Raw genomic sequence first — 18478 nt, 5'->3', positions numbered from 1 at the left:
AGTCATCAGTCTCACCGTGTGCTGACAGCGGGACGCTAATAAAACCGTCAGAGACGCGGCCCCTCGCAGTCGGGTGTTACGGCGCTACTCCATCGACGGCCACCGACACGCTCAACTCACACCCACTCCACACGCTCACACGAATGCCCCGCGACGCCTTCGCGGACAGACTCGACACACTGCGGGCCGACGTCTGCGAGATGGGTGCTGACGTCGCCGACCGCCTCGACCGCGCCACCACCGCGTTCGACCGTCGCGACCCGGCGATGGGCCGCGCCGTGGCGACGACGGACGACGCCATCAACGAGCGATACCTCGACCTCGAACGGGAGTGTATCGACCTGTTGGCCCTCGAACACCCCGTGGCGTCTGACCTCCGGTTCGTCGTCGCCTCGTTCAAGATACTCACCGACCTCGAACGGGTGGGCGACCTCGCGGCCAATCTCGGTGGGTACGTCGAGGCCATGGAGTCGACGAGCATCCCGAACGTTCCCATCGCGGACATCTCGGACATGGCGCTGTCTCAACTGGACGGCGCGATGACGGCCTACGGGGACGGCGACGCCGAGCGGTGTCGGGACGTGGCGGCCGGCGACACCGGCCTCGACCAGCGCTGTGGGGCGGCCGCCAACGACCTCGTCCGCTCGCTGGTCGGTCGGTCCCCCGACGAGGAGGAAACCGAGGCGGTGCTGGTCGACACCAAGCGGTACCTCCTGACGGTGCGGGACCTCGAACGGGTCGGCGACCACGCAGTCAACATCGCCGCTCGCACGCTGTACATGGTCGAGAGCAGCGACGAACTCATCTACTGACCCCTCGCCGCCGGGACCGCTCGACCGAGGCGTGAATTGAGCGAAGGGAAAGGCTGATACGCCCGGCAGGGGGAGTGCGGACCATGCCACGCGAATCGTATCAGGAGCTTCTCGACTCGCTCCGCGAGGACGTCCTCTACATGTCCGAAGTCGTCCTCGACCGCCTGCGGTTGGGCCTGAGCGCCCTCGAACAGAAAGACGAAGAGACGGCTTGGCAGGTAATCGAGGGGGACGACGAGATAAATCAGCTGTATCTCGACCTCGAACAGGACTGCATCGACCTGCTGGCCCTCCAACAGCCAGTCGCCTCGGACCTCCGGTTCATCGCGGCGTCGTTCAAGATTATCACCGACCTCGAACGCATCGGCGACCTCGCGACCAACCTCGGCGAGTACTCGCTGGAGGCCGAACGCGACGTGTACCCGGAGGTCGACATTCAGGAGGTCGCCGAAGTCGTCATCGAGATGGTCGAGAACGCGATGGACGCCTACGACCGCGAGGACCCCGACCTCTGTTACACCATCGCCGAGACGGACGACGAGGTGGACAGCCGATGTGAGGCGGCCTCCGAGACCGTCGTCCGCGACCTCATCGAACGCGAGATAGACGCGGGCTCTAGCGACGAGGAGATAGAGCAACTGATGGCCGACGTCTCGCGCCTGCTGTTGACGATTCGTGACATCGAGCGAGTCGGCGACCACGCCGTCAACATCGCCGCCCGCACGCTGTACATGGTCGAGAACGACGACGACCTCATCTACTGACTGCGTTCGAACCGCTCGGGTGGTGGGTGCTGGGTCTCCGCGGTCCGTCGCTCGGCGACGTGGAACCCGCCCGCTTCCGCCCGACCCTGCAGTTCCCGCTGTGGGTACGGAATCTTGATGCCGGCCTCGTCGAGGGCCGCCTTGACCTCGCGGACGACGGCGGCGGTCGTCATCGCCCGTTTCGCCGCGCTCGGGTGGTCTATCCAGAACCGACACTCCAGCACGACCGCCGAGTCACCCAGCGACTTCGGGACCACCTGCGGGGTGGGGTTCGACAGCACCTGCGGAAGGTCCCCGAGGACGTCCGCGACGACGGACTCGGCCGCCTCGACGTCGGCGCCGTAGTCGACGCCGACGTCCACCGATAGGCGCAGGTGGTCGAGGCTGGTCCGGTTGGTCACCGTCGCGTTCGAGACGTTGTCGTTGGGGATGACTATCTCCTCGCCGGCGGCGTTGCGAATCCGGGTGTTGATTATCGTGATGTCCGTGACGATGCCCTCCTCGTCGCGTATCTCCACCCAGTCCCCGATTTCGAAGGGGCGTGCGAACATCAGGACGAACCCGGCGATGAGCGACCCGATGGTAGAGCGGGCGGCCGTCCCGACGACGATGCCGACGAACCCCGCGCCGACGGCCAGACTACCCAGTCCCACGCCCCAGACCGAGAGCGTGACGAGGCCGGCCCCGAGCAACACGACTATCTGGAGGACCCGGAAGACCATGCCTTGCTGGTGCTGGTTCAGTACCTCCGACTCGTCGGCGTACTGTTCGATGGCCGTCTCCAACACGTCGATGCCCGCCAGCGTCCCGCCCAGTAACGCGACTGTCGTCAGTCCGCGCCCCAGCGTCGGGAGGGCCGTCGCCATGGTCGAGACAGCCAGCAGAGCGAGGTCCACGTACCCCCAGACGACCAAGACGGCGAGGACCGCGCCCAGGAACACGGCGAACTGGAGCGTCCGAACGGCCGCCGTGACTGGGAGTTCCCAGTCGAACGACGGGGGGTCGAACGGGACCCGGTCGCTCCCGAAGACGACGTACTTCACCGACCGGTGGACGACACCGACGAACCGCGGCGTCAGTACGATGGCCGTCACGAGCGCCGCGACGAGCAAGACCACGGTCGCCGCCACCCGCGCTTCGGTAGTGACGAACCCCTCCAAGAACGCCCGGAAATCGGTGACGTAGTTCACGGCTACACGCAGGGAGAGACCAATCGGACAAAAAGCCATCTCCCTCGCTATCAGACGGTGAAATGGGTCTCCGGCGGAGCGCGGGGTCCGGAGTCGACCGCCTCCGTCCTCACCGCGGGGAGTCGACCGCCTCGTCACCGACCAGTCCGTCGTTTGTGATGCTGAACTGCACGGTGTCGCCGGCCGGTTTGGCGCGGTGTTTCTCAAGCGTCGCGCGACGGTTGCCCCCCCGGAACCGGTCGAGGCGGAGGATGGCCCCCGACCAGTGGTTCAGCGTGTGGCCGCCCAGCGCCGTCGAGCGGTCGCTGTCGGGGTCGGTGAACACCTGATTGGTGAACAGCACCGCGAGGTCGTGTTTGCGAGCCAGCGAGAGCAGGTGCGTGACCTGTCTGGCGACGTCGCGGAGCGTCTCTCCGCCGTCCTCGTCGTCGCGCTGAAGGCGGTAGAAGCCGGTCGCGCTGTCCAACACGACGAGTTCGACCTCGGCGGCGAACTCCGCGGCGTCCTGTACGGCCTCGGTCTGCTCGTCGTAGTCGTACACCTCCGAGACGACGAGTCGGCCGGCGAGGTCGTCGACCGTCTGGTTCGGCCCGGCGCGGCCGCGGGCTATCTGTTCCATCCGGTCGGGCGAGAGGCCTTCGGTGTCGATGTAGAGAGCGGCGTCACCGTCGGCGGCGACGTCGAGGGCCGCCGAGAGGGCGAGGTTCGTCTTGCCGGCCGCTGGCGGTCCGTACACCTGCGTGACGGCGCCGCGTTCCAGCCCACCACCCAACAACTCGTCCAGCGGGTCACAGCCGGTCGAGACGTGGTCGCTCACGGTGTCGGCTTCGACACGTTCGGATAAAAACGCTCCCACCTCGGTCTCAGCCGAGGTACCGGTCGAGGGCCGCGTGGACGGCGTCGGGGTCCGACAGGTCCGCGAGTGCGATTCTTGTGTCGACGCGCCACGAGCGGTGGAGCACGAGCGCGTCCTCGGTTCTGGTGTAGCCGTCGAAGGCCGACCACGGGAACAGGCGGCGCGCTACGGGGAGGCGGTGCTCCAGACCGGCCTCGGAGACGGCGTACGTTCGCTCCTCGCTGCCGGTGACGAGGACGAGGCCGACCGGGAACAGCACCTGCGAGGCGAGTTGGAGCCAGAAGCGGTCCGTGAGCAGTCCGACGACGAACCCGACGGCGGTGACGGTGACCAGCGACCCGGCGACCACGAGCAGTCGCCGGCGCGCCCGTTCCGGCCATCCAGCGGTGAACGCACAGTCCGTCGTCGCGTCGGCCGTCACTGCGTCGGCGTACCGCGTCCGAGCCATCACGCCCAGCGCGAAGCCGAACAGCACCGCCAGTACGCCGAAGAAGAAGGCGAGGACGCCGACGACACCGGTCTGTCCGAGCGAGGCGAACCCGCCGAGCGCGTAGCCGACGGGAACCACCGCCGGGAACCATCGGGCGACGGTCCGACCGAGTCGGACGGCGAGGCCGTCCCAGCGAGCGGTAGCCAGCCATCCAACGCCGGTCACGGCGGCGAACGTGACGAGGGCCGTCCCGTACAGCGCACCGGGCGACCCGGTGACCAGACGGGCGACTGCGAGGACGACCGGTGGGACACAGAGGAGCGCGAGGTACGCGCCGGCGACGACCCCGAACAGCGGGTCGGCGTCTCGCCGGGGTACGTCGCCGTCTGTGGAGGGCGACATCGGTGACGCTTCGCAGACGGGATTGAAAACGGTTGACCCTCGACGGCCGGATTGCCCGCCGACATGTTTTTTCGACCACTGAGCGAAGCCGGCAGATATGCTCTCCAGCGAACTGCGAAGCCTGCTATCGTACGCGACGGGGCCGACGTTTCTCCGACTGTACGGTCTCGTCCTCCTCGGGACCGTCCTCCTCGACGTGGACATCGGGCCGGGACCGATACGCCACCTGGTCTACGGCCTCGGCCTGCGGGTGCTGGCAGGCGTACTGAACGCGGTGTTCACGGTCGCGGACCTCGTCGTCGACCTCGCCGGCGTCGCACTCCTCCTCGTCGCCGTCGTGGCGATTCTCCGAAAGGTGGCCGTCGAAGCACGATCGGACTCCGCCGGCCCCGGCGAGACGACCACCCAGCAATCGTAAGTGGATACCCACCCAAGTCCGGTGCGTGATAGTCGTCGCGACGGGTGACTTCGAGGGGCTGTGTTGAATCACTAGACGGCGTCTGGATAGGTCGCTAAATCGAAGGAGTTGAAGCGGGAGACTTCAGTTGTCTATGACCCAAATCTCCCGCTTCACTAGCGAAATCGTCCCGATTTCTCAAAGAGTTACTGGCGATGGAGACGAATCCGCCGCCCCGGAAGGTGGCGGCGGATTCGCCGACTATGCCCTCGTTTCCCTCCACTGTCTGCGGATTTACCTCGACACGTCCTACCGAATGACGATTGACCTGCTCAAAGAGATGCCACAAATAACCGGGGAGATCGGCCTCAGCGCGGCCGATCTCCCCTCTCCATCCACGTTGTGTAAAGCGTTCGACCGGATCAGTATGAGCGTCTGCCGAGTGCTGCTGCGCCAGTCGGCGCAGCTGCACGACCCCTCGAAACACGGCGCGATCGACGCGACATTCTACGAACGCTCAGCTGCGAGCCGCCACTACTGCCAGCGAATAAGCTACCGCGTGCAGAAGCTGAAGGTCACGAAACTCGTCGATACAGACTCTCAAGCCGTTCTTGACGTTCACTGCTCGACGAACCGTGAAGGGAGCGACGCAGACCTCGCCGAGCAGATCGCCCGCCGGAATGCGGGCGATCTGCGGTCTCTTGCCGCCGATAAAGGCTATGACAAGCAGTCGCTCCGCGAATCCCTTCGTGACCTCGGGATTCGCCCGCTCATCAAACATCGCATCTTCGCACCGTATGATCACGCGCACAACGCCAGAATCGACGAACAGCGCTACAATCAGCGCTCGATGACCGAAACCGTGAACTCGGCTGTGAAGCGCTCGCTCGGCTTCGCCGTGCGAGCGCGTTCGTGGTTCCGCGAATTCCGAGAAATCGCGCTGATGTGTGTCGTCTATAACATCAAGCGAGCTGTGAAACAGTGAATTCCACCGCTATATGGCGATTCAACACAGCCCTTCGAGGTGTACCACGGCGTGGTCACGGAGCTACGGGACCGCGGCGTGACGTTCACGACAATCGAACCCGACGACGACTGGCCCGACGAGACGACCCTCGCCATCGTCGCCGCCGGCGAAGCCATCGACGTCTCGGAGGGCGTCGACGTGGTGCAGGCCGACCCCGACCGACCGAGGCGGGCCGTCGAGGCCGCTATCGAGACGCTCCGCGGGGAGACGGGACGGACCGTCGTGGGAATCGACCCCGGCGAGAGGCCCGGTATCGCGGTGTTGCACGGCGAGATGGTCGTCGCCGCCTTCCAGGTGCCGTCCGCGGACGCCGCCGAGGTGGTCCGCCGAGAGGTCGAGGACGCCGTGAACCCCCTCGTCCGGGTCGGCGACGGCGCTCGACTGGTGGGGTCGCGGGTCATCGACGACATCGACGACGTGCCGGTCGAACTGGTCGACGAGACGGGGACGACGCCGTACCTCGGGAGCGGCGCTCGCGGGATGGGCGACGTCCTCGCGGCGGTCAACATCGCCCGCCTCGACGGCGAGGAGATACGGAGCCGCGACGTAGAACCGACGCCGGGGGAACTCCAGCGCATCAAGGACCGCTCACGTGAGGCCAGCGACACCAACCGCGCCATCGACGCGGAACTGGCCCGCCGGGTCGCCGACGGGGACCTCACTATCGAAGAAGCCCTCGCCGAACACCGGGGGGAGGGTGACGGAGAGCGCGACGGTCCGGACCCGACAGAGCGTTAGTCGCGGTCCTGTTGGACCTGCCGTTCGGCCCGACGGATGACCTCCCGAACCGGGAGGCCGGTCTCGTCGGCGACGGCCGCGGCGTCGTCGAACTCCGCGCTGACGTCGTACACCGAACCGTCGCTGTCGCTCGCCACTTTCACCGACACCTCGTGGTCCTCGCCGTCGACGGTCACCGTGGCCGTCTCGAAGGCCCGGTCGGCGACCCAGCGGTGACCCGCCCCGTGTTCTCGCACCCCGAGCGTCCCCGTCTCCTCGGCGAGTCGGCGAGCGACCCGCTTCGCGTCCTCGGGCTTGCAGACGACTTTCACGAGGTGCCCCGGGCGAGACTTCTTCATCGTCGCGGGAAGCACCGAGACGTCCCGTGCGCCCACGGCCGCGAGCGAGCGCTGGAGGTCGCCGAGCAGTTCCGGCGGCGCGTCGTCGAGGTTCGTCTCCAGCACGGTGATGTCGTCGCGCCGGAGTCGGCCCTCGCTCTGTCCGACCATCGCTCGGAGGACGTTGGGGCGGTCCTCGAACGTCCAGCCACCGGCGCCGTACCCCGAACTGTCCACGGTCAGCGTCGGGAGTCGGTCGACGCCCTCGGCGACGTGGGCGAGGATGGCCGCACCAGTAGGGGTTAGCAGTTCCGCCTCGACGGGACCGCCGCGGAGCGACCAGTCGGCCCGCTCGGCTATCTCGACGACCGCGGGGGTCGGCACCGGGTACGTCCCGTGACTCATCTCGACGGTTCCGCCGCCGGTCGAGAGCGGCGTCGTCACCACTCGGTCCACGTCGAGGTCGGCCAGCAGGAGCGCCGCACCGACGACGTCGGCGATGGCGTCGTCGGCACCGACCTCGTGGAAGTGCGTGTCGTCGAGGTCGGTGCCGTGGACCGACGCTTCGGCCTCGCCCAGAATCTCGAAGATGGCGAGCGCGTCTGTCTCGACTGCGTCCGGCAGTCCCATCCCCGTGACGACGTCGACGACTTCTGCGTAGGTCCGGTTGGGACCGTGGCCCTCGGCGTGGTCGTGACTGTGGTCGTGAGAGTGACCATCGTCGTGACTGTGGTCGTGAGAGTGGTCGTCGTCGTGGGAGTGACCATCGTCGTGACTATGGTCGTGGCTGTGCTCGTCGTCGCGACGCTCCTCAGCCAGTAAAACTTCGACGCGCGTGGCGCTGATACCGTTGCGGTCGACCGTCGAGAGGGCATATTCGACGTCGAGAGCGTCTTCGACGGGGTCGAGGACGGACTGGTCGGCGCCGGCGGCGACCAGTGCACCGAGCACCATGTCGCCGGCGGCACCCATCCGTCCGTCGAAGGCGAGTGTTCGCATGTTCGGATGGTCGCACCCGCCGAATAAAAGCCTACTACAACGGCTTCAGGACCGCCGGACGATGTGGACGTCGTAGGCGTCTTCGTCGTCCAGTTCCGCGATGGGGACGACCACGTCTTCGGTGTCGGCGCTTCCGAGGAAGACGACAGAGGCGTCGACGTCACGGGCCACCTGTCGGACGGTCTGAGAGAGGTCGTTCGCGGAGTACGCGCTCACGTCCTCGTAGTTGAGTTCGGCGTCGTCGGTCGACTCCTCTATCTTCCGGCGGAGGTCGCTCGCGGCCGTCTCGGCCGCGAAGTCCTCGTGTGGGTCGACACGACGCCGGCGTTGGGCGTAGTCGGACCCCGTCGGCACGAGGCTGACGGCGACGACTTCGGTATCCATCGCGGCGGCGTAGGTGACCGCACGGTCGAGTGCGGCCTCTGCGAGGGGCGAACCATCGAACGGAACGAGAAACACCATACCGCCGCTATCGCACCCAACCTTATCAAACGCGGCGGTGCCGGCAGGCGTTGATGGTGACCCGCCTCCTTCCGCGAACCCCCACTGAAACCCGTGCCGTCTCGCGCTGGCTGACGTGTGGTAGCAGTTCACATAAAAACCCGTCGCTGTCGCCGTCCGACCGCCGGTAGCATAAAGCATATCTCTCGTGCTACCCGAGTTCTCTGTAGCTCCACTCTACTATGAACGAAGTGCAACTGGAAGTGGCGAAGGCGTACCCGAACGACTCGGGGCGCGGTATCGCCCGCCTCGACCCCGACACGTTGCTCCATCTCAAGCTCTCGCCCGGCGACATCATCGAGATAGAGGGCAGCGACACGACGGCGGCGAAGGTGTGGCGCGCCGACCGTCAGGACTGGAACACGGATACGGTGCGCATCGACGGATTCACGCGACAGAACGCCGACGTGGGTATCGGCGAGCGCGTGACCATCCGGAAAGCGGAGGCCGAGAAGGCCGACAAATTGGTGCTCGCACCGCCAGAGGAGGCGTCGGTGCAGTTCGGCTCCGACGCCGCCGGCATGGTCAAGCGCCAGATTCTGAAGCGGCCGGTCGTCGAGCGCGACATCGTCCCCGTGATGTCCTCGACGAACCACCCGTTCATGCGCTCGCCCGGACAGGCCATCCCGCTCATCGCCGTCGAGACGGAACCCGAGGGCGTCTGTCTCATCACCGAGGACACCGAGGTCGAACTCCGCGAGGAGCCAATTTCGGGCTTCGAGAAGACCGGCGGCGGCATCACCTACGAGGACATCGGCGGCCTCCAGAACGAGATTCAGCGGGTCCGCGAGATGGTGGAACTGCCGATGAAACACCCCCAGATATTCAAGAAACTCGGCATCGAGCCACCCCAGGGGGTCCTGCTACACGGTCCGCCGGGCACGGGGAAGACCCTGCTCGCGAAGGCCGTCGCCAACGAGACCTCCGCCAGTTTCTTCTCTATCGCCGGTCCGGAGATAATCTCGAAGTACTACGGCGAGTCCGAACAGCAACTCAGGGAGATATTCGAGGACGCGAGCGAGGAGTCCCCCGCCATCATCTTCATCGACGAACTGGACTCCATCGCCCCCAAGCGCGAAGACGTCACCGGCGAGGTGGAACGCCGCGTCGTCGCCCAGTTGCTGACGATGATGGACGGTCTCGAATCGCGCGGGCAGGTCATCGTCATCGCCGCGACCAACCGCGTCGACTCGGTCGACCCCGCCCTCCGCCGGCCGGGCCGCTTCGACCGGGAAATCGAAATCGGCGTCCCCGACGAGGTGGGCCGCGAGGAGATACTCCAGATTCACACCCGCGGGATGCCCCTCTCGGACGACGTCAACCTCGCGAAGATGGCGACCGACACCCACGGCTTCGTCGGCGCCGACATCGAGAGCCTGACGAAAGAGGCCGCGATGAAGGCCCTGCGCCGGTACCTCCCCGAAATCGACTTGGACGAGGAGGACATCCCGCCGAGCCTCATCGACCGGATGATAATCAAGCGCGAGGACTTCAAGGGGGCCCTCAACGAGGTCAGCCCCAGCGCGATGCGGGAAGTCCTCGTCGAGTTGCCGAAAGTCTCGTGGGACAGCGTCGGCGGCCTCGATACCGCCAAAGAGCAGGTCCAAGAGGCCGTCGAGTGGCCGATGAACTCCCCCGAGAAGTTCGAGCGCATGGGCGTGACCCCGCCCTCCGGCGTCCTCCTGTACGGCCCGCCCGGCACCGGGAAGACCCTGATGGCGAAGGCCGTCGCCAACGAGACGGACGCCAACTTCATCAGCGTCCGCGGCCCGCAACTGCTCAGCAAATGGGTCGGCGAGTCGGAGAAGGCCATCCGGCAGACGTTCCGGAAGGCCCGACAGGTGGCCCCGACGGTCATCTTCTTCGACGAACTCGACTCGCTCGCGCCGGGCCGAGGCGGCGACATGGGGTCGAACGTCTCCGAGCGCGTGGTCAATCAACTCCTCACCGAACTCGACGGACTGGAGGAGATGGAGGACGTGATGGTCATCGGCGCGACGAACCGCCCGGACATGATAGACCCGGCGCTCATCCGCTCGGGCCGGTTCGACCGACTGGTCATGATTGGCGAACCGGACGTCGAGGGCCGCGAGCAGATACTGAAGATTCACACCGACGACACGCCGCTGGCCCCCGACGTCAGCCTGCGTGAACTCGCCGAACGCTCCGACGGGTTCGTCGGGTCCGACCTCGAATCCATCGCTCGCGAGGCCGCCATCGAGGCCCTGCGCGAGGCCGACGACGCCGACGAGGTGGAGATGCGCCACTTCCGGCAGGCCATGGACAGCGTCCGCCCGACCATCACGGACGACATCCGCGAGTACTACGAGCAGATGCAAGAGGAGTTCAAGGGCGGGTCCAGCCCGCAGCGACAGGCCGGCAGCGGCGGTCGCATCGGCTTCCAGTAGCGACCACTTCGTACTTCGTCGGATTTCTTCGGTGGCCCGCGGACACCACTCTCTGCTCACGCCAGCAGCCCTGCTCTTCCCCGTTCGCCAGCGACGACGCCGCCGGCGAAGCCACCCGAGACAGTGACCTATCGCACCCGCGTATCGGAGGGGTTTTACGCGGCACCGAGAGAGGGAGAGGTAGACGGCACGGTCAGACGGCTACCTTTCAACCCGCGTGGTTTCCACGTGCGGTTACCGCCGTCTGCCCTAAACCGTCGCTCTAACTTCCGCGAGCGGCGGCCATATCGACGCGACGACACCGAACAGAGAGCGGCAGGACCCGACAACGTGGAGACGACGTGCTGACGGACCGGCCGCTGCCACGGTTGACGTCTCGACAACAAAAAACCAAATCGAGATGTGGAGTCGCTACAGCTCGCCCAGTTTCCGGAGGAGTTGGCCGCGGTACTCCTCGTCGGCCTGCACGCCCTTCAGTTCGAGGACGTTGCGTTCGAGTTTGTCGAGTGCGACGTTGAACGCCGTCTCCGCGCCGTAGCCCTCACCGGAACCGGCGGCCTGTCCCTTGTTGGTGCGCAGGCGAATCTGGCACTGGATGAGGGGAGTGCCACGGAGCTTCTCCTTGTGTTCGTGGAACCGGACGTGGGCGTGCTGGACCTGCATCTCTTGGTACTTGTCCGCGACTTCGCCGATGTCGGCGCGGATGTCCTCGCGGGAGACGGTGTCCAGCAGGGAGATGTTGGTAATCTGGACGTCCATGTGGTCCTCCTCGGTGAACGTCAGCGCCCGGAGGACGTCCGTCTTGGTGACGATGCCGACGACGTGGCTGTCGTCCTCCTCGGCGGTCACCACCAGTCCGGCGAAGTCGTTCTCCAGCATCCGCTCGACGGCGTCGCGCACCGAGTCGCCGAGGTCGGCCGTCTCGACCGGGCTGTTCATCACGTCGTAGACCGGCAGGTCGAGGACGCGCTCGATTTCGCCGGCCCGGTCGCCCCGGGTGGCCTTGTTCATGTCCCTGACGACGACGTCGACGATGTCGTGTCGGGTGACCATCCCCGTGAGGGCCTCGGTGTCGTCGAGGACCGGGAGCCGGGAGATGCCGTGTTTCCGCAGGAGGTTCACGACCTGCCCGACGTTGGTGTCCTCTCTGATGGTGACGACGTCCTCGGTGTATATCTGGTCGATGGTGAGCGCGTCCAGATTCTCCAGTACCGCAGTGAGGATGTCGTCCTCCGTGACGATGCCCCAGAGGTCATCTCCCTGAAACACCGGGGCAATCTTGGTCCCGCCCTCGACGAGGACGCGTGCCACCTCGCGCACGTCGTCCGTCCGCCGGACTTTCGGCGCCGAACGGGTCATCGCCCCCGCCTTCGCGTCGTCCTCGACGTGGGACTGAACCAACTGCTTCTGCGTGATGACGCCGGCGTACCCACCGTCCTCGGTGACGATGATGCCCTTCGGGTTCTCCCGCTCGAAGATAGAACGGACCTTCCCGAGGCGCTTGTTGGCGTCGACCTCGACAAACTCTCTGGTGGCGATGTCAGCAATGTCCATCGTGCTTCACGTGCGGAGATTCTACGTGAAGGGTTATCAAGGTTGTTTTAGTTCCCGTGTCACGAGAGGTGGGCCAAACTTTAGGAACTCCGAGCCGTCTGTCGGATATGCTTCCCGACATCGGCGTGTTTGGCCCCTACACCTACCTCGTGACGGAGGTGGTCTGGGGGGCCGTCGCGCTGGCGTTGCTGTGGCGCGCCGAGGCGCTCCGGACGGCCGGCCGGACCATCGCCGTCCTCTACCCTATCGCCTACGTCTGGGACTGGTACACCCTCGAAGTGGGCGTGTTCGCCATCCGCCTCCGGACCGGCGTCGACCTGTTGGGCATCCCCATCGAGGAACACGTCTTCATGGTCGTGGTGCCCGCACTCGTCATCGGCATCCACGAGACGCTTCGAGCACGGGACGCGTAGCCAAATATCACATATTCGATACCGACTTTCCACTCGTAACTGTCGAACGGTGTCGACGAAACGATGGAAAGTGAATTCGCTCGAATCGGCCGCCTTCGTGGAGTATTAGGAGTATATACTCGTCCCGAGACGTGCATACACTCCCCACGGAACGCATATGTAGCCTCGACTGTATGATTCCAATTAGACATGAGCGAAGAGGCCCCCACTCCCCGCATCGAACTGTACGTCCGGTCGCTCCTCCCCGACGGCGCCCACGAGCGACAGGAGGCGGTCATCGACCACCTCGACCGTCTCGACCGGGAGGACGAAATCGAGGGTTACAACGTCGTCGTCTGGGGCAAACAGATAGCTCCCGAGTCGGCGGCCGCCGCCACAGAGGAGGGGAAGTACATCCTCAACCGCGTCGCCGAGTTCCGCCAGTGGGCGCTCTCGAACAACGTCTCGCTGGAATCGTTCTACCAGACCACCGACGTCGAGTCGGAGGTCACCGACGAGGCCTACGACGCGATGGTCCTGCCGATTATGGGACTGGCCGAGTACCGCGACGGCGAACTCGCACACGTCGCACCCTGTACCGACGGAGACGTCGTCCACTCTATCGTGGACCGGTTGGAGCGTCTCGAGAACGGCGAACCGCCGGCGCTCGAACAGACGGCCGCCGACGTGAGTATCGTCTGACCACTCAGGCGTCCGCGCGGAGCGTCTCGACGTACGGCGCCACGTCCTCCGCGTCGGCGAGTGCGTCCAACACGTCGTCGGCGTCGGCGGCGAGGCCGTACGCCGGGCGGCCCTTCCCGGTGGCCGACGTCGTCTGGTCTTTCTCCAGCAGTCCGTCCTCGGCCAGCGAGCGAAGCGCCGTGATGACCTCCTGTCGCTCGACGCCGCCGAACGGGTCCCGCGCCACGTCGTCGAGGTGGGATTTCGCCGCCTGCGTCACGTCGTAGGAGTGGGCCGGCGTCTCGCCCGCCACAGACAGTTCAACCACCGAGAGCAACACGAACTGTTCGAACGGTCCCGCCGAGCGGAGAGTCTCTTCCATGGTCGTCGCTCTGCTGGACGCTCTAAGAAACTACTGGAACCGTGCTATCAGTTGGAACCTCGGAGACCGCCAGAGCGGTCACTCGGAAACTCGTTCGCGGGAAGAAGTAGTGGGTTCGGGCGGATTTGAACCGCCGGCCTCCTCCATGTCAAGGAGGTGTCATAACCGACCTAGACCACGAACCCTCGCTGCCTCGTGCATCTCTTTGTTGCCGGGGGGTGTAATTGAAGGTTTCGAATTACGGACCCGCACGTCGTCTGTTGATTGGGACCACACCGGGCCAGTCTGCGATGTCCGCCCGACAGCCTTAAGACGGTGTACGGATTTGTACATCACAACACGAAATAGCTCATTGGTGAATGTCATGCAGGAGTACATCGAACGCGTCACCGACGGCGAGGACTTGACACAGGACGAGGCACGAGAGGTCGCGACGCTCGTCTTCGAAGAAGCGACGGAGGCGCAAATCGGCGCCCTGCTGACCGCGCTCCGGGCGAAAGGCGAGACGGAGGGCGAGATAGCCGGGTTCGCACAGGGGATGCGCGACGCCGCTCGAACCATCGAACCCGACCGAGAGGGACTCGTCGACACCTGTGGGACCGGCGGCGACGACTACGACACCATCAACGTCTCGACGACCAGCGCTATCGTCGCCGCGGGCGCTGGCGTCCCCGTCGCCAAGCACGGCAACTACTCCGTGTCCTCCTCCTCGGGGAGCGCCGACGTGCTGGAAGTCGCCGGCGTCGACGTGGACGCGGAACCGCCGGCCGTCGAGGACCGAATCGAACGCGACGGCATCGGCTTCATGCTCGCCCCCGTCTTCCACCCGGCGATGAAGGCCGTCATCGGCCCGCGCAAGGAACTGGGGATGCGGACCGTGTTCAACATCCTCGGTCCCCTGACGAACCCCGCGGGCGCGAAATCGCAGGTGTTGGGCGTCTACGACCCCGACCTCGTCCCGGTCATGGCGGAGGCCCTGGCCCGTCTGGACGTCGACCGAGCGCTCGTCGTCCACGGGAGCGGTCTCGACGAGATAGCCATCCACGGCGAGACCACCGTCGCCGAGGTGACCGGCGACTCCATCTCCGAGTACAGCATCACGCCGGAGGACATCGGCCTCACGACCCACGACATAACGGCTGTCGCCGGCGGGTCCCCGGAGGCGAACGCCGACGACCTCCGTGGCATCGTCTCGGGCGAGGTCACCGGTGCGAAACGCGACATCATCCTCGCGAACGCCGGCGCGGCCATCTACGTCGCCGGAGTCGCCGACACGCACACCGAGGGCGTCGAACTCGCCCGCGAGGCCATCGACTCGGGCGAGGCCGCCGCGAAACTGGAGGACCTCGTCGGCGCATGACGCGCGTGAAGGTCTGTGGCGTAACCACCCCCGAGGACCGCGACGCCGTCGTCTCGGCGGGGGTCGACGCCGTCGGCGTCATCCACGGCGTCCCCGTCGACACGCCCCGAGAGGTCGACGAGGACACCGCGGCCGACCTCACCGCGGGAGTCCCACCGCTCGTGACGAGCGTCCTCGTGACGATGCCCACGACGGTACAGGAGGCCGTCGTCCGCGTCGACGCCGTCGACCCCGACGTCGTACAGGTCCACGACGGCCTCGCCCCTGCGGAACTGGGCGCGCTCTCCCACCGCGTCACGCAGAAGGTCATCGCGGTCGTGGACGCCGAGGCCGACGACGTCGCCGAGTACGCCGCACACGCCGACGCCCTGCTGGTCGACTCCGTCGACGCCGAGGGGGCGGGCGGCACCGGCGAGACTCACGACTGGGAGCGCACGCGCGAACTCGTCGACGCAGTCGAGGCACCCGTGATTCTCGCGGGCGGCCTGACGCCCGAGAACGTCGCCGAGGCCGTCGAGACGGTGCGGCCCTTCGCCGTCGACACGGCGAGCGGCGTTGAGCGGGCGCGAAGCGACCGCGATGCTCGTCGCGGAGCGCAGCGCAACGCCGGCGTGGAGTCCAGCGGCGGCGTGAAAGACCACGACGCCGTCGAGCGGTTCGTCGAGGCCGTCGCGGCCGCCGACGCGGAGGTGTCTGCGTGACCCTCGACGTCTCGCGGGAGGCGTTCGTCGAGTACGCCGAGGCCGACCGGCCCGTCGTCGTGCGGGCCGCCGCCGAACTCGACGTCGACGTCGAACCGCTGGCCGCGTACGCGGCGCTCTCGGGCCGTACCAGCGACGCCGACGCGAGCGACTACACCTTCCTCTTGGAGAGCGCCGAGAAGGTCGCCTCCAGCGACCCGGACGGCGCGTTCGCGCCCGCGACCGACGACCGACACGCCCGCTTCTCCTTCGTGGGGTACGACCCGCGAGCGGTCGTGACCGTCACCGGCGACGAGAGCGACGTCGACGTGTTCGACGAGCGGTACGCCGACCTCGTGACGACCGACGGTGGCGACGTGGTCGACGACCTGCGGGCGGCGATGCCCGACGTGGAACTGCGCGGGTTCCCCGAGATGGACCGGCAACACCTCGAAGGCGGCCTCGTCGGTTTCCTCTCGTACGACGCCGTCTACGACCTCTGGCTCGACGAGGTGGGACTGGACCGGCCCGACTCTCGGTTCCCGGACGCCCAGTTCGTCCTCACGACGGCGACGCTGCGGTTCGACCACGTCGAGGGGAGCGTCGAACTCCTGTTCACGCCCGTCGTGCGCGTCGGCGAGGACGCCGGCGACCGCTACGACGAACTGCTCGCGGAGGTCGACCGGGTCGAGGCAGCGCTCACCGACGCCGACGACCTCTCGACCGGTGGCTTCACCCGCGAGGCCGAGGTGGCCGGTCCGCAAGAGGAGTACGAGGACGCCGTCGAACGCGCGAAGGAGTACGTCCTCTCGGGCGACATCTATCAGGGCGTCGTCTCCCGGACCCGCGAACTGTACGGCGACGTCGACCCGCTGGGCCTGTACGAGGCGCTCCGCGAGGTCAACCCCTCGCCGTACATGTACCTGCTCGGGTACGACGACCTGAGCATCGTCGGTGCGAGCCCCGAGACGCTCGTCTCGGTGGCGGGCGACCGCGTGGTCTCGAACCCCATCGCGGGCACCTGTTCGCGGGGGAACTCGCCCGTCGAGGACCGCCGACTGGCCGGCGAGATGCTCGCCGACGGGAAAGAGCGGGCCGAACACACGATGCTCGTGGACCTCGCGCGAAACGACGTGCGCCGGGTCGCCGAGGCGGGGTCCGTCCGCGTCGAGGAGTTCATGAACGTCCTGAAGTACAGCCACGTCCAGCACATCGAGTCGACGGTCACGGGGACGCTGGCCGACGACTGCGACGCCTTCGACGCCGCGCGGGCGACGTTCCCCGCCGGCACGCTCTCGGGCGCGCCGAAGATTCGCGCCATGGAGATAATCGACGAACTCGAACGCTCGCCGCGCGGCCCCTACGGCGGCGGCGTCGGCTACTTCGACTGGGACGGCGACACCGACTTCGCCATCGTCATCCGGTCGGCCACCGTCGAGCGCGGCGTCTCGCTCCCGGACGCGGCGTCGGACGCCGGCGATGACGGCCCCACCTACGACCGCCTCACGGTGCAGGCCGGCGCGGGCATCGTCGCGGACTCCGACCCGGAGAGCGAGTACGTCGAGACGGAACAGAAGATGGACGGCGTGCTGGCGGCCGTCGAGCGCATCGAGACGGTCGGCGACGGCGACGCACCCACGGGCGTGGCCGACGAGGAGGAGGTGAACCGATGAGCACGCAGACGCCCGATACCGACGACGCGACGGCGGACCAGCGAGTGCTGTTCGTCGACAACTTCGACTCGTTCACCTACAACCTCGTGGAGTACGTCTCGGAACACGCGGAGACGGAGGTGCTCCGAAACACGGCCTCTCTCGGGGACGTGACGGCGTTCGACCCGGACACCATCGTCCTCTCGCCGGGGCCGGGCCATCCGAAGAACGACCGCGACGTCGGCGTGACGATGGACGTCCTCCGCGAACTGAGCCCCGAGGTGCCGACGCTGGGCGTCTGTCTGGGCCTCGAAGCCGCGGTGTACGCCTACGGCGGCACCGTCGGCCGCGCCCCGGAACCCGTCCACGGGAAGGCGTTCCCCATCGACCACGACGGGGAGGGCGTCTTCCGCGGCTTAGAACAGGGGTTCCAGGGCGGCCGCTATCACTCGCTGGTGGCCGACGAAGTGCCCGAGACGTTCGACGTGACGGCGACGACGACTACCGAGGACGGTACGGAACTGGTGATGGGCGTCCGTCACCGCGAGTATCCCATCGAAGCGGTGCAGTTCCACCCCGAGTCGGTGCTGACGGCGGTCGGTCACGACGTGGTCCGGAACTTCCTCACGTCCGTCTAAAGTATCTGGAACCCGAGAAGTCCCAGCACCCACAGCACCGTCACCGCGACGATGGCCAGTATCACCAGTCGCCACGCAACCTTCATGACGAAGCGGCCGACGAGCAACACGAGGGCGATGAGCACCAGTCCGACGAGCAACGCGGGCGGCGACCCGAGCGACCCTAGCTGCAGCAAGGGGAGCATACCGATAAGAACGCGAGACTGACACAAATACTTCGTGGCTAGGTGGTAACCGCCCGCATCGCAAGACGACGACGGGTTCGTCAATAATCGCCAGACTGCGGAACGTCTGACGC

20 protein-coding genes and 1 tRNA gene are annotated in these 18478 nt (G+C 66.6%); 12 read left to right on the top strand and 9 right to left on the bottom strand.

All coding sequences use genetic code 11. From position 1 onward, the window contains the following. The first annotated feature begins 143 nt into the window (after positions 1-143). Positions 144-812, top strand: a complete 669-nt coding sequence (gene phoU / locus Hhyl6_RS14645) for a phosphate signaling complex protein PhoU (RefSeq protein ID WP_483739998.1) — start codon at positions 144-146, stop codon at positions 810-812. An 83-nt stretch (positions 813-895) separates the two neighbouring features. Further along, positions 896-1576 carry a phosphate signaling complex protein PhoU gene (gene phoU / locus Hhyl6_RS14640; protein WP_483739997.1) on the top strand — a complete coding sequence of 227 codons (681 nt, stop codon included), beginning with the start codon at positions 896-898 and terminating at the stop codon, positions 1574-1576. Here phoU (Hhyl6_RS14640) and Hhyl6_RS14635 read toward each other — a convergent pair. The 3 genes from Hhyl6_RS14635 to Hhyl6_RS14625 form a co-directional block, all read right to left on the bottom strand. Beyond that, a complete protein-coding gene (locus tag Hhyl6_RS14635; RefSeq protein WP_483739996.1) occupies positions 1570-2805 on the bottom strand; it encodes a mechanosensitive ion channel family protein in 1236 nt (411 codons plus the stop codon). The two genes, phoU (Hhyl6_RS14640) and Hhyl6_RS14635, sit on opposite strands and share 7 nt — an antisense overlap. Positions 2806-2875: 70 nt before the next feature. Beyond that, positions 2876-3583: a DNA repair and recombination protein RadB gene (radB, locus tag Hhyl6_RS14630; RefSeq protein ID WP_483739995.1), complete on the bottom strand. Its 708-nt coding sequence runs from the start codon at positions 3581-3583 to the stop codon at positions 2876-2878. 46 nt (positions 3584-3629) lie between these two features. Next, on the bottom strand, positions 3630-4454 hold the full coding sequence (locus Hhyl6_RS14625) for a hypothetical protein (RefSeq protein ID WP_483739994.1): 825 nt from the start codon (positions 4452-4454) through the stop codon (positions 3630-3632). Between the two features lie 97 nt (positions 4455-4551). On the opposite strand from Hhyl6_RS14625, the gene Hhyl6_RS14620 reads away from it, so the two are divergent. The 3 genes from Hhyl6_RS14620 to Hhyl6_RS14610 all read left to right on the top strand — a co-directional run bounded on the left by Hhyl6_RS14620 (position 4552) and on the right by Hhyl6_RS14610 (position 6616). Further along, a complete protein-coding gene (locus Hhyl6_RS14620; protein ID WP_483739993.1) occupies positions 4552-4872 on the top strand; it encodes a hypothetical protein in 321 nt (106 codons plus the stop codon). A 133-nt stretch (positions 4873-5005) separates the two neighbouring features. After that, positions 5006-5836 carry an IS5-like element ISHwa3 family transposase gene (locus tag Hhyl6_RS14615; RefSeq protein WP_483739084.1) on the top strand — a complete coding sequence of 277 codons (831 nt, stop codon included), beginning with the start codon at positions 5006-5008 and terminating at the stop codon, positions 5834-5836. Between the two features lie 39 nt (positions 5837-5875). Further along, positions 5876-6616: a hypothetical protein gene (locus Hhyl6_RS14610; protein WP_483739992.1), complete on the top strand. Its 741-nt coding sequence runs from the start codon at positions 5876-5878 to the stop codon at positions 6614-6616. On the opposite strand, the gene larC is transcribed toward Hhyl6_RS14610, so the two are convergent. Further along, complete coding sequence (larC, locus tag Hhyl6_RS14605) at positions 6613-7932, bottom strand: nickel pincer cofactor biosynthesis protein LarC (protein ID WP_483739991.1); 1320 nt, start codon at positions 7930-7932, stop codon at positions 6613-6615. The two genes, Hhyl6_RS14610 and larC, sit on opposite strands and share 4 nt — an antisense overlap. Before the next feature lie 45 nt (positions 7933-7977). Then, the gene (locus tag Hhyl6_RS14600; protein WP_483739990.1) at positions 7978-8394 is read right to left on the bottom strand and encodes a universal stress protein; all 417 of its coding nucleotides are present in this window, start codon (positions 8392-8394) and stop codon (positions 7978-7980) included. Between the two features lie 221 nt (positions 8395-8615). Here Hhyl6_RS14600 and Hhyl6_RS14595 point away from each other — a divergent pair, with 221 nt between their 5' ends. Then, positions 8616-10841 (top strand): CDC48 family AAA ATPase, encoded by a 2226-nt coding sequence (locus Hhyl6_RS14595; protein WP_483739989.1) that lies wholly within the window; start codon positions 8616-8618, stop codon positions 10839-10841. A 411-nt stretch (positions 10842-11252) separates the two neighbouring features. Here Hhyl6_RS14595 and Hhyl6_RS14590 read toward each other — a convergent pair whose 3' ends face one another. Further along, positions 11253-12395 (bottom strand): CBS domain-containing protein, encoded by a 1143-nt coding sequence (locus Hhyl6_RS14590; RefSeq protein ID WP_483739988.1) that lies wholly within the window; start codon positions 12393-12395, stop codon positions 11253-11255. 107 nt (positions 12396-12502) lie between these two features. Between Hhyl6_RS14590 and Hhyl6_RS14585 the strand changes: the two genes are divergently transcribed. Then, complete coding sequence (locus tag Hhyl6_RS14585; RefSeq protein WP_483739987.1) at positions 12503-12808, top strand: lycopene cyclase domain-containing protein; 306 nt, start codon at positions 12503-12505, stop codon at positions 12806-12808. 189 nt (positions 12809-12997) lie between these two features. After that, the gene (locus Hhyl6_RS14580) at positions 12998-13489 is read left to right on the top strand and encodes an HTH domain-containing protein (RefSeq protein ID WP_483739986.1); all 492 of its coding nucleotides are present in this window, start codon (positions 12998-13000) and stop codon (positions 13487-13489) included. A 4-nt stretch (positions 13490-13493) separates the two neighbouring features. Here the strand turns inward: Hhyl6_RS14580 and Hhyl6_RS14575 are convergent, their stop codons facing one another. Both Hhyl6_RS14575 and Hhyl6_RS14570 read right to left on the bottom strand, forming a co-directional pair. Then, entirely contained in the window at positions 13494-13850 is a 357-nt protein-coding gene (locus tag Hhyl6_RS14575) for a hypothetical protein (protein ID WP_483739985.1), read from the bottom strand. A gap of 110 nt (positions 13851-13960) precedes the next feature. Continuing rightward, positions 13961-14035 (bottom strand) — tRNA-Val (locus tag Hhyl6_RS14570). A 179-nt stretch (positions 14036-14214) separates the two neighbouring features. Between Hhyl6_RS14570 and trpD the strand changes: the two genes are divergently transcribed. The 4 genes from trpD to trpG are packed head-to-tail and all read left to right on the top strand — an operon-like array spanning position 14215 to position 18180. Continuing rightward, the gene (gene trpD / locus Hhyl6_RS14565) at positions 14215-15210 is read left to right on the top strand and encodes an anthranilate phosphoribosyltransferase (RefSeq protein WP_483739984.1); all 996 of its coding nucleotides are present in this window, start codon (positions 14215-14217) and stop codon (positions 15208-15210) included. Continuing rightward, the gene (locus tag Hhyl6_RS14560; RefSeq protein WP_483739983.1) at positions 15207-15911 is read left to right on the top strand and encodes a phosphoribosylanthranilate isomerase; all 705 of its coding nucleotides are present in this window, start codon (positions 15207-15209) and stop codon (positions 15909-15911) included. Before trpD ends, Hhyl6_RS14560 begins: the two co-directional genes overlap by 4 nt. Next, positions 15908-17563, top strand: coding sequence for an anthranilate synthase component I (gene trpE / locus Hhyl6_RS14555; protein WP_483739982.1), 1656 nt, complete (start codon positions 15908-15910; stop codon positions 17561-17563). The genes Hhyl6_RS14560 and trpE overlap by 4 nt, the downstream gene beginning before the upstream one ends. Continuing rightward, a complete protein-coding gene (gene trpG / locus Hhyl6_RS14550; protein WP_483739981.1) occupies positions 17560-18180 on the top strand; it encodes an anthranilate synthase component II in 621 nt (206 codons plus the stop codon). Before trpE ends, trpG begins: the two co-directional genes overlap by 4 nt. Here the strand turns inward: trpG and Hhyl6_RS14545 are convergent. Then, entirely contained in the window at positions 18177-18365 is a 189-nt protein-coding gene (locus Hhyl6_RS14545) for a DUF8029 family protein (protein ID WP_483739980.1), read from the bottom strand. The genes trpG and Hhyl6_RS14545 overlap by 4 nt on opposite strands. Positions 18366-18478 lie beyond the last annotated feature (113 nt).

Source organism: Haloarcula sp. H-hyl6 (assembly GCF_056934455.1).
Note: the sequence above shows the minus strand (reverse complement) of the source record. Positions and strands in the feature narration are given on the sequence as shown.

Excerpts from the sequence above, each read along its gene's own strand:
- phoU (WP_483739998.1), top strand. The coding sequence starts at position 144 with ATGCCCCGCGACGCCTTCGCGGACAGACTCGACACACTGCGGGCCGAC.
- phoU (WP_483739997.1), top strand. The coding sequence starts at position 896 with ATGCCACGCGAATCGTATCAGGAGCTTCTCGACTCGCTCCGCGAGGAC.
- Hhyl6_RS14635 (WP_483739996.1), bottom strand. The coding sequence starts at position 2,805 with ATGGCTTTTTGTCCGATTGGTCTCTCCCTGCGTGTAGCCGTGAACTAC.
- Hhyl6_RS14625 (WP_483739994.1), bottom strand. The coding sequence starts at position 4,454 with ATGTCGCCCTCCACAGACGGCGACGTACCCCGGCGAGACGCCGACCCG.
- Hhyl6_RS14620 (WP_483739993.1), top strand. The coding sequence starts at position 4,552 with ATGCTCTCCAGCGAACTGCGAAGCCTGCTATCGTACGCGACGGGGCCG.
- Hhyl6_RS14615 (WP_483739084.1), top strand. The coding sequence starts at position 5,006 with ATGACCCAAATCTCCCGCTTCACTAGCGAAATCGTCCCGATTTCTCAA.
- larC (WP_483739991.1), bottom strand. The coding sequence starts at position 7,932 with ATGCGAACACTCGCCTTCGACGGACGGATGGGTGCCGCCGGCGACATG.
- Hhyl6_RS14600 (WP_483739990.1), bottom strand. The coding sequence starts at position 8,394 with ATGGTGTTTCTCGTTCCGTTCGATGGTTCGCCCCTCGCAGAGGCCGCA.
- Hhyl6_RS14595 (WP_483739989.1), top strand. The coding sequence starts at position 8,616 with ATGAACGAAGTGCAACTGGAAGTGGCGAAGGCGTACCCGAACGACTCG.
- Hhyl6_RS14590 (WP_483739988.1), bottom strand. The coding sequence starts at position 12,395 with ATGGACATTGCTGACATCGCCACCAGAGAGTTTGTCGAGGTCGACGCC.
- Hhyl6_RS14585 (WP_483739987.1), top strand. The coding sequence starts at position 12,503 with ATGCTTCCCGACATCGGCGTGTTTGGCCCCTACACCTACCTCGTGACG.
- Hhyl6_RS14580 (WP_483739986.1), top strand. The coding sequence starts at position 12,998 with ATGAGCGAAGAGGCCCCCACTCCCCGCATCGAACTGTACGTCCGGTCG.
- Hhyl6_RS14575 (WP_483739985.1), bottom strand. The coding sequence starts at position 13,850 with ATGGAAGAGACTCTCCGCTCGGCGGGACCGTTCGAACAGTTCGTGTTG.
- trpD (WP_483739984.1), top strand. The coding sequence starts at position 14,215 with ATGCAGGAGTACATCGAACGCGTCACCGACGGCGAGGACTTGACACAG.
- Hhyl6_RS14560 (WP_483739983.1), top strand. The coding sequence starts at position 15,207 with ATGACGCGCGTGAAGGTCTGTGGCGTAACCACCCCCGAGGACCGCGAC.
- trpG (WP_483739981.1), top strand. The coding sequence starts at position 17,560 with ATGAGCACGCAGACGCCCGATACCGACGACGCGACGGCGGACCAGCGA.
- Hhyl6_RS14545 (WP_483739980.1), bottom strand. The coding sequence starts at position 18,365 with ATGCTCCCCTTGCTGCAGCTAGGGTCGCTCGGGTCGCCGCCCGCGTTG.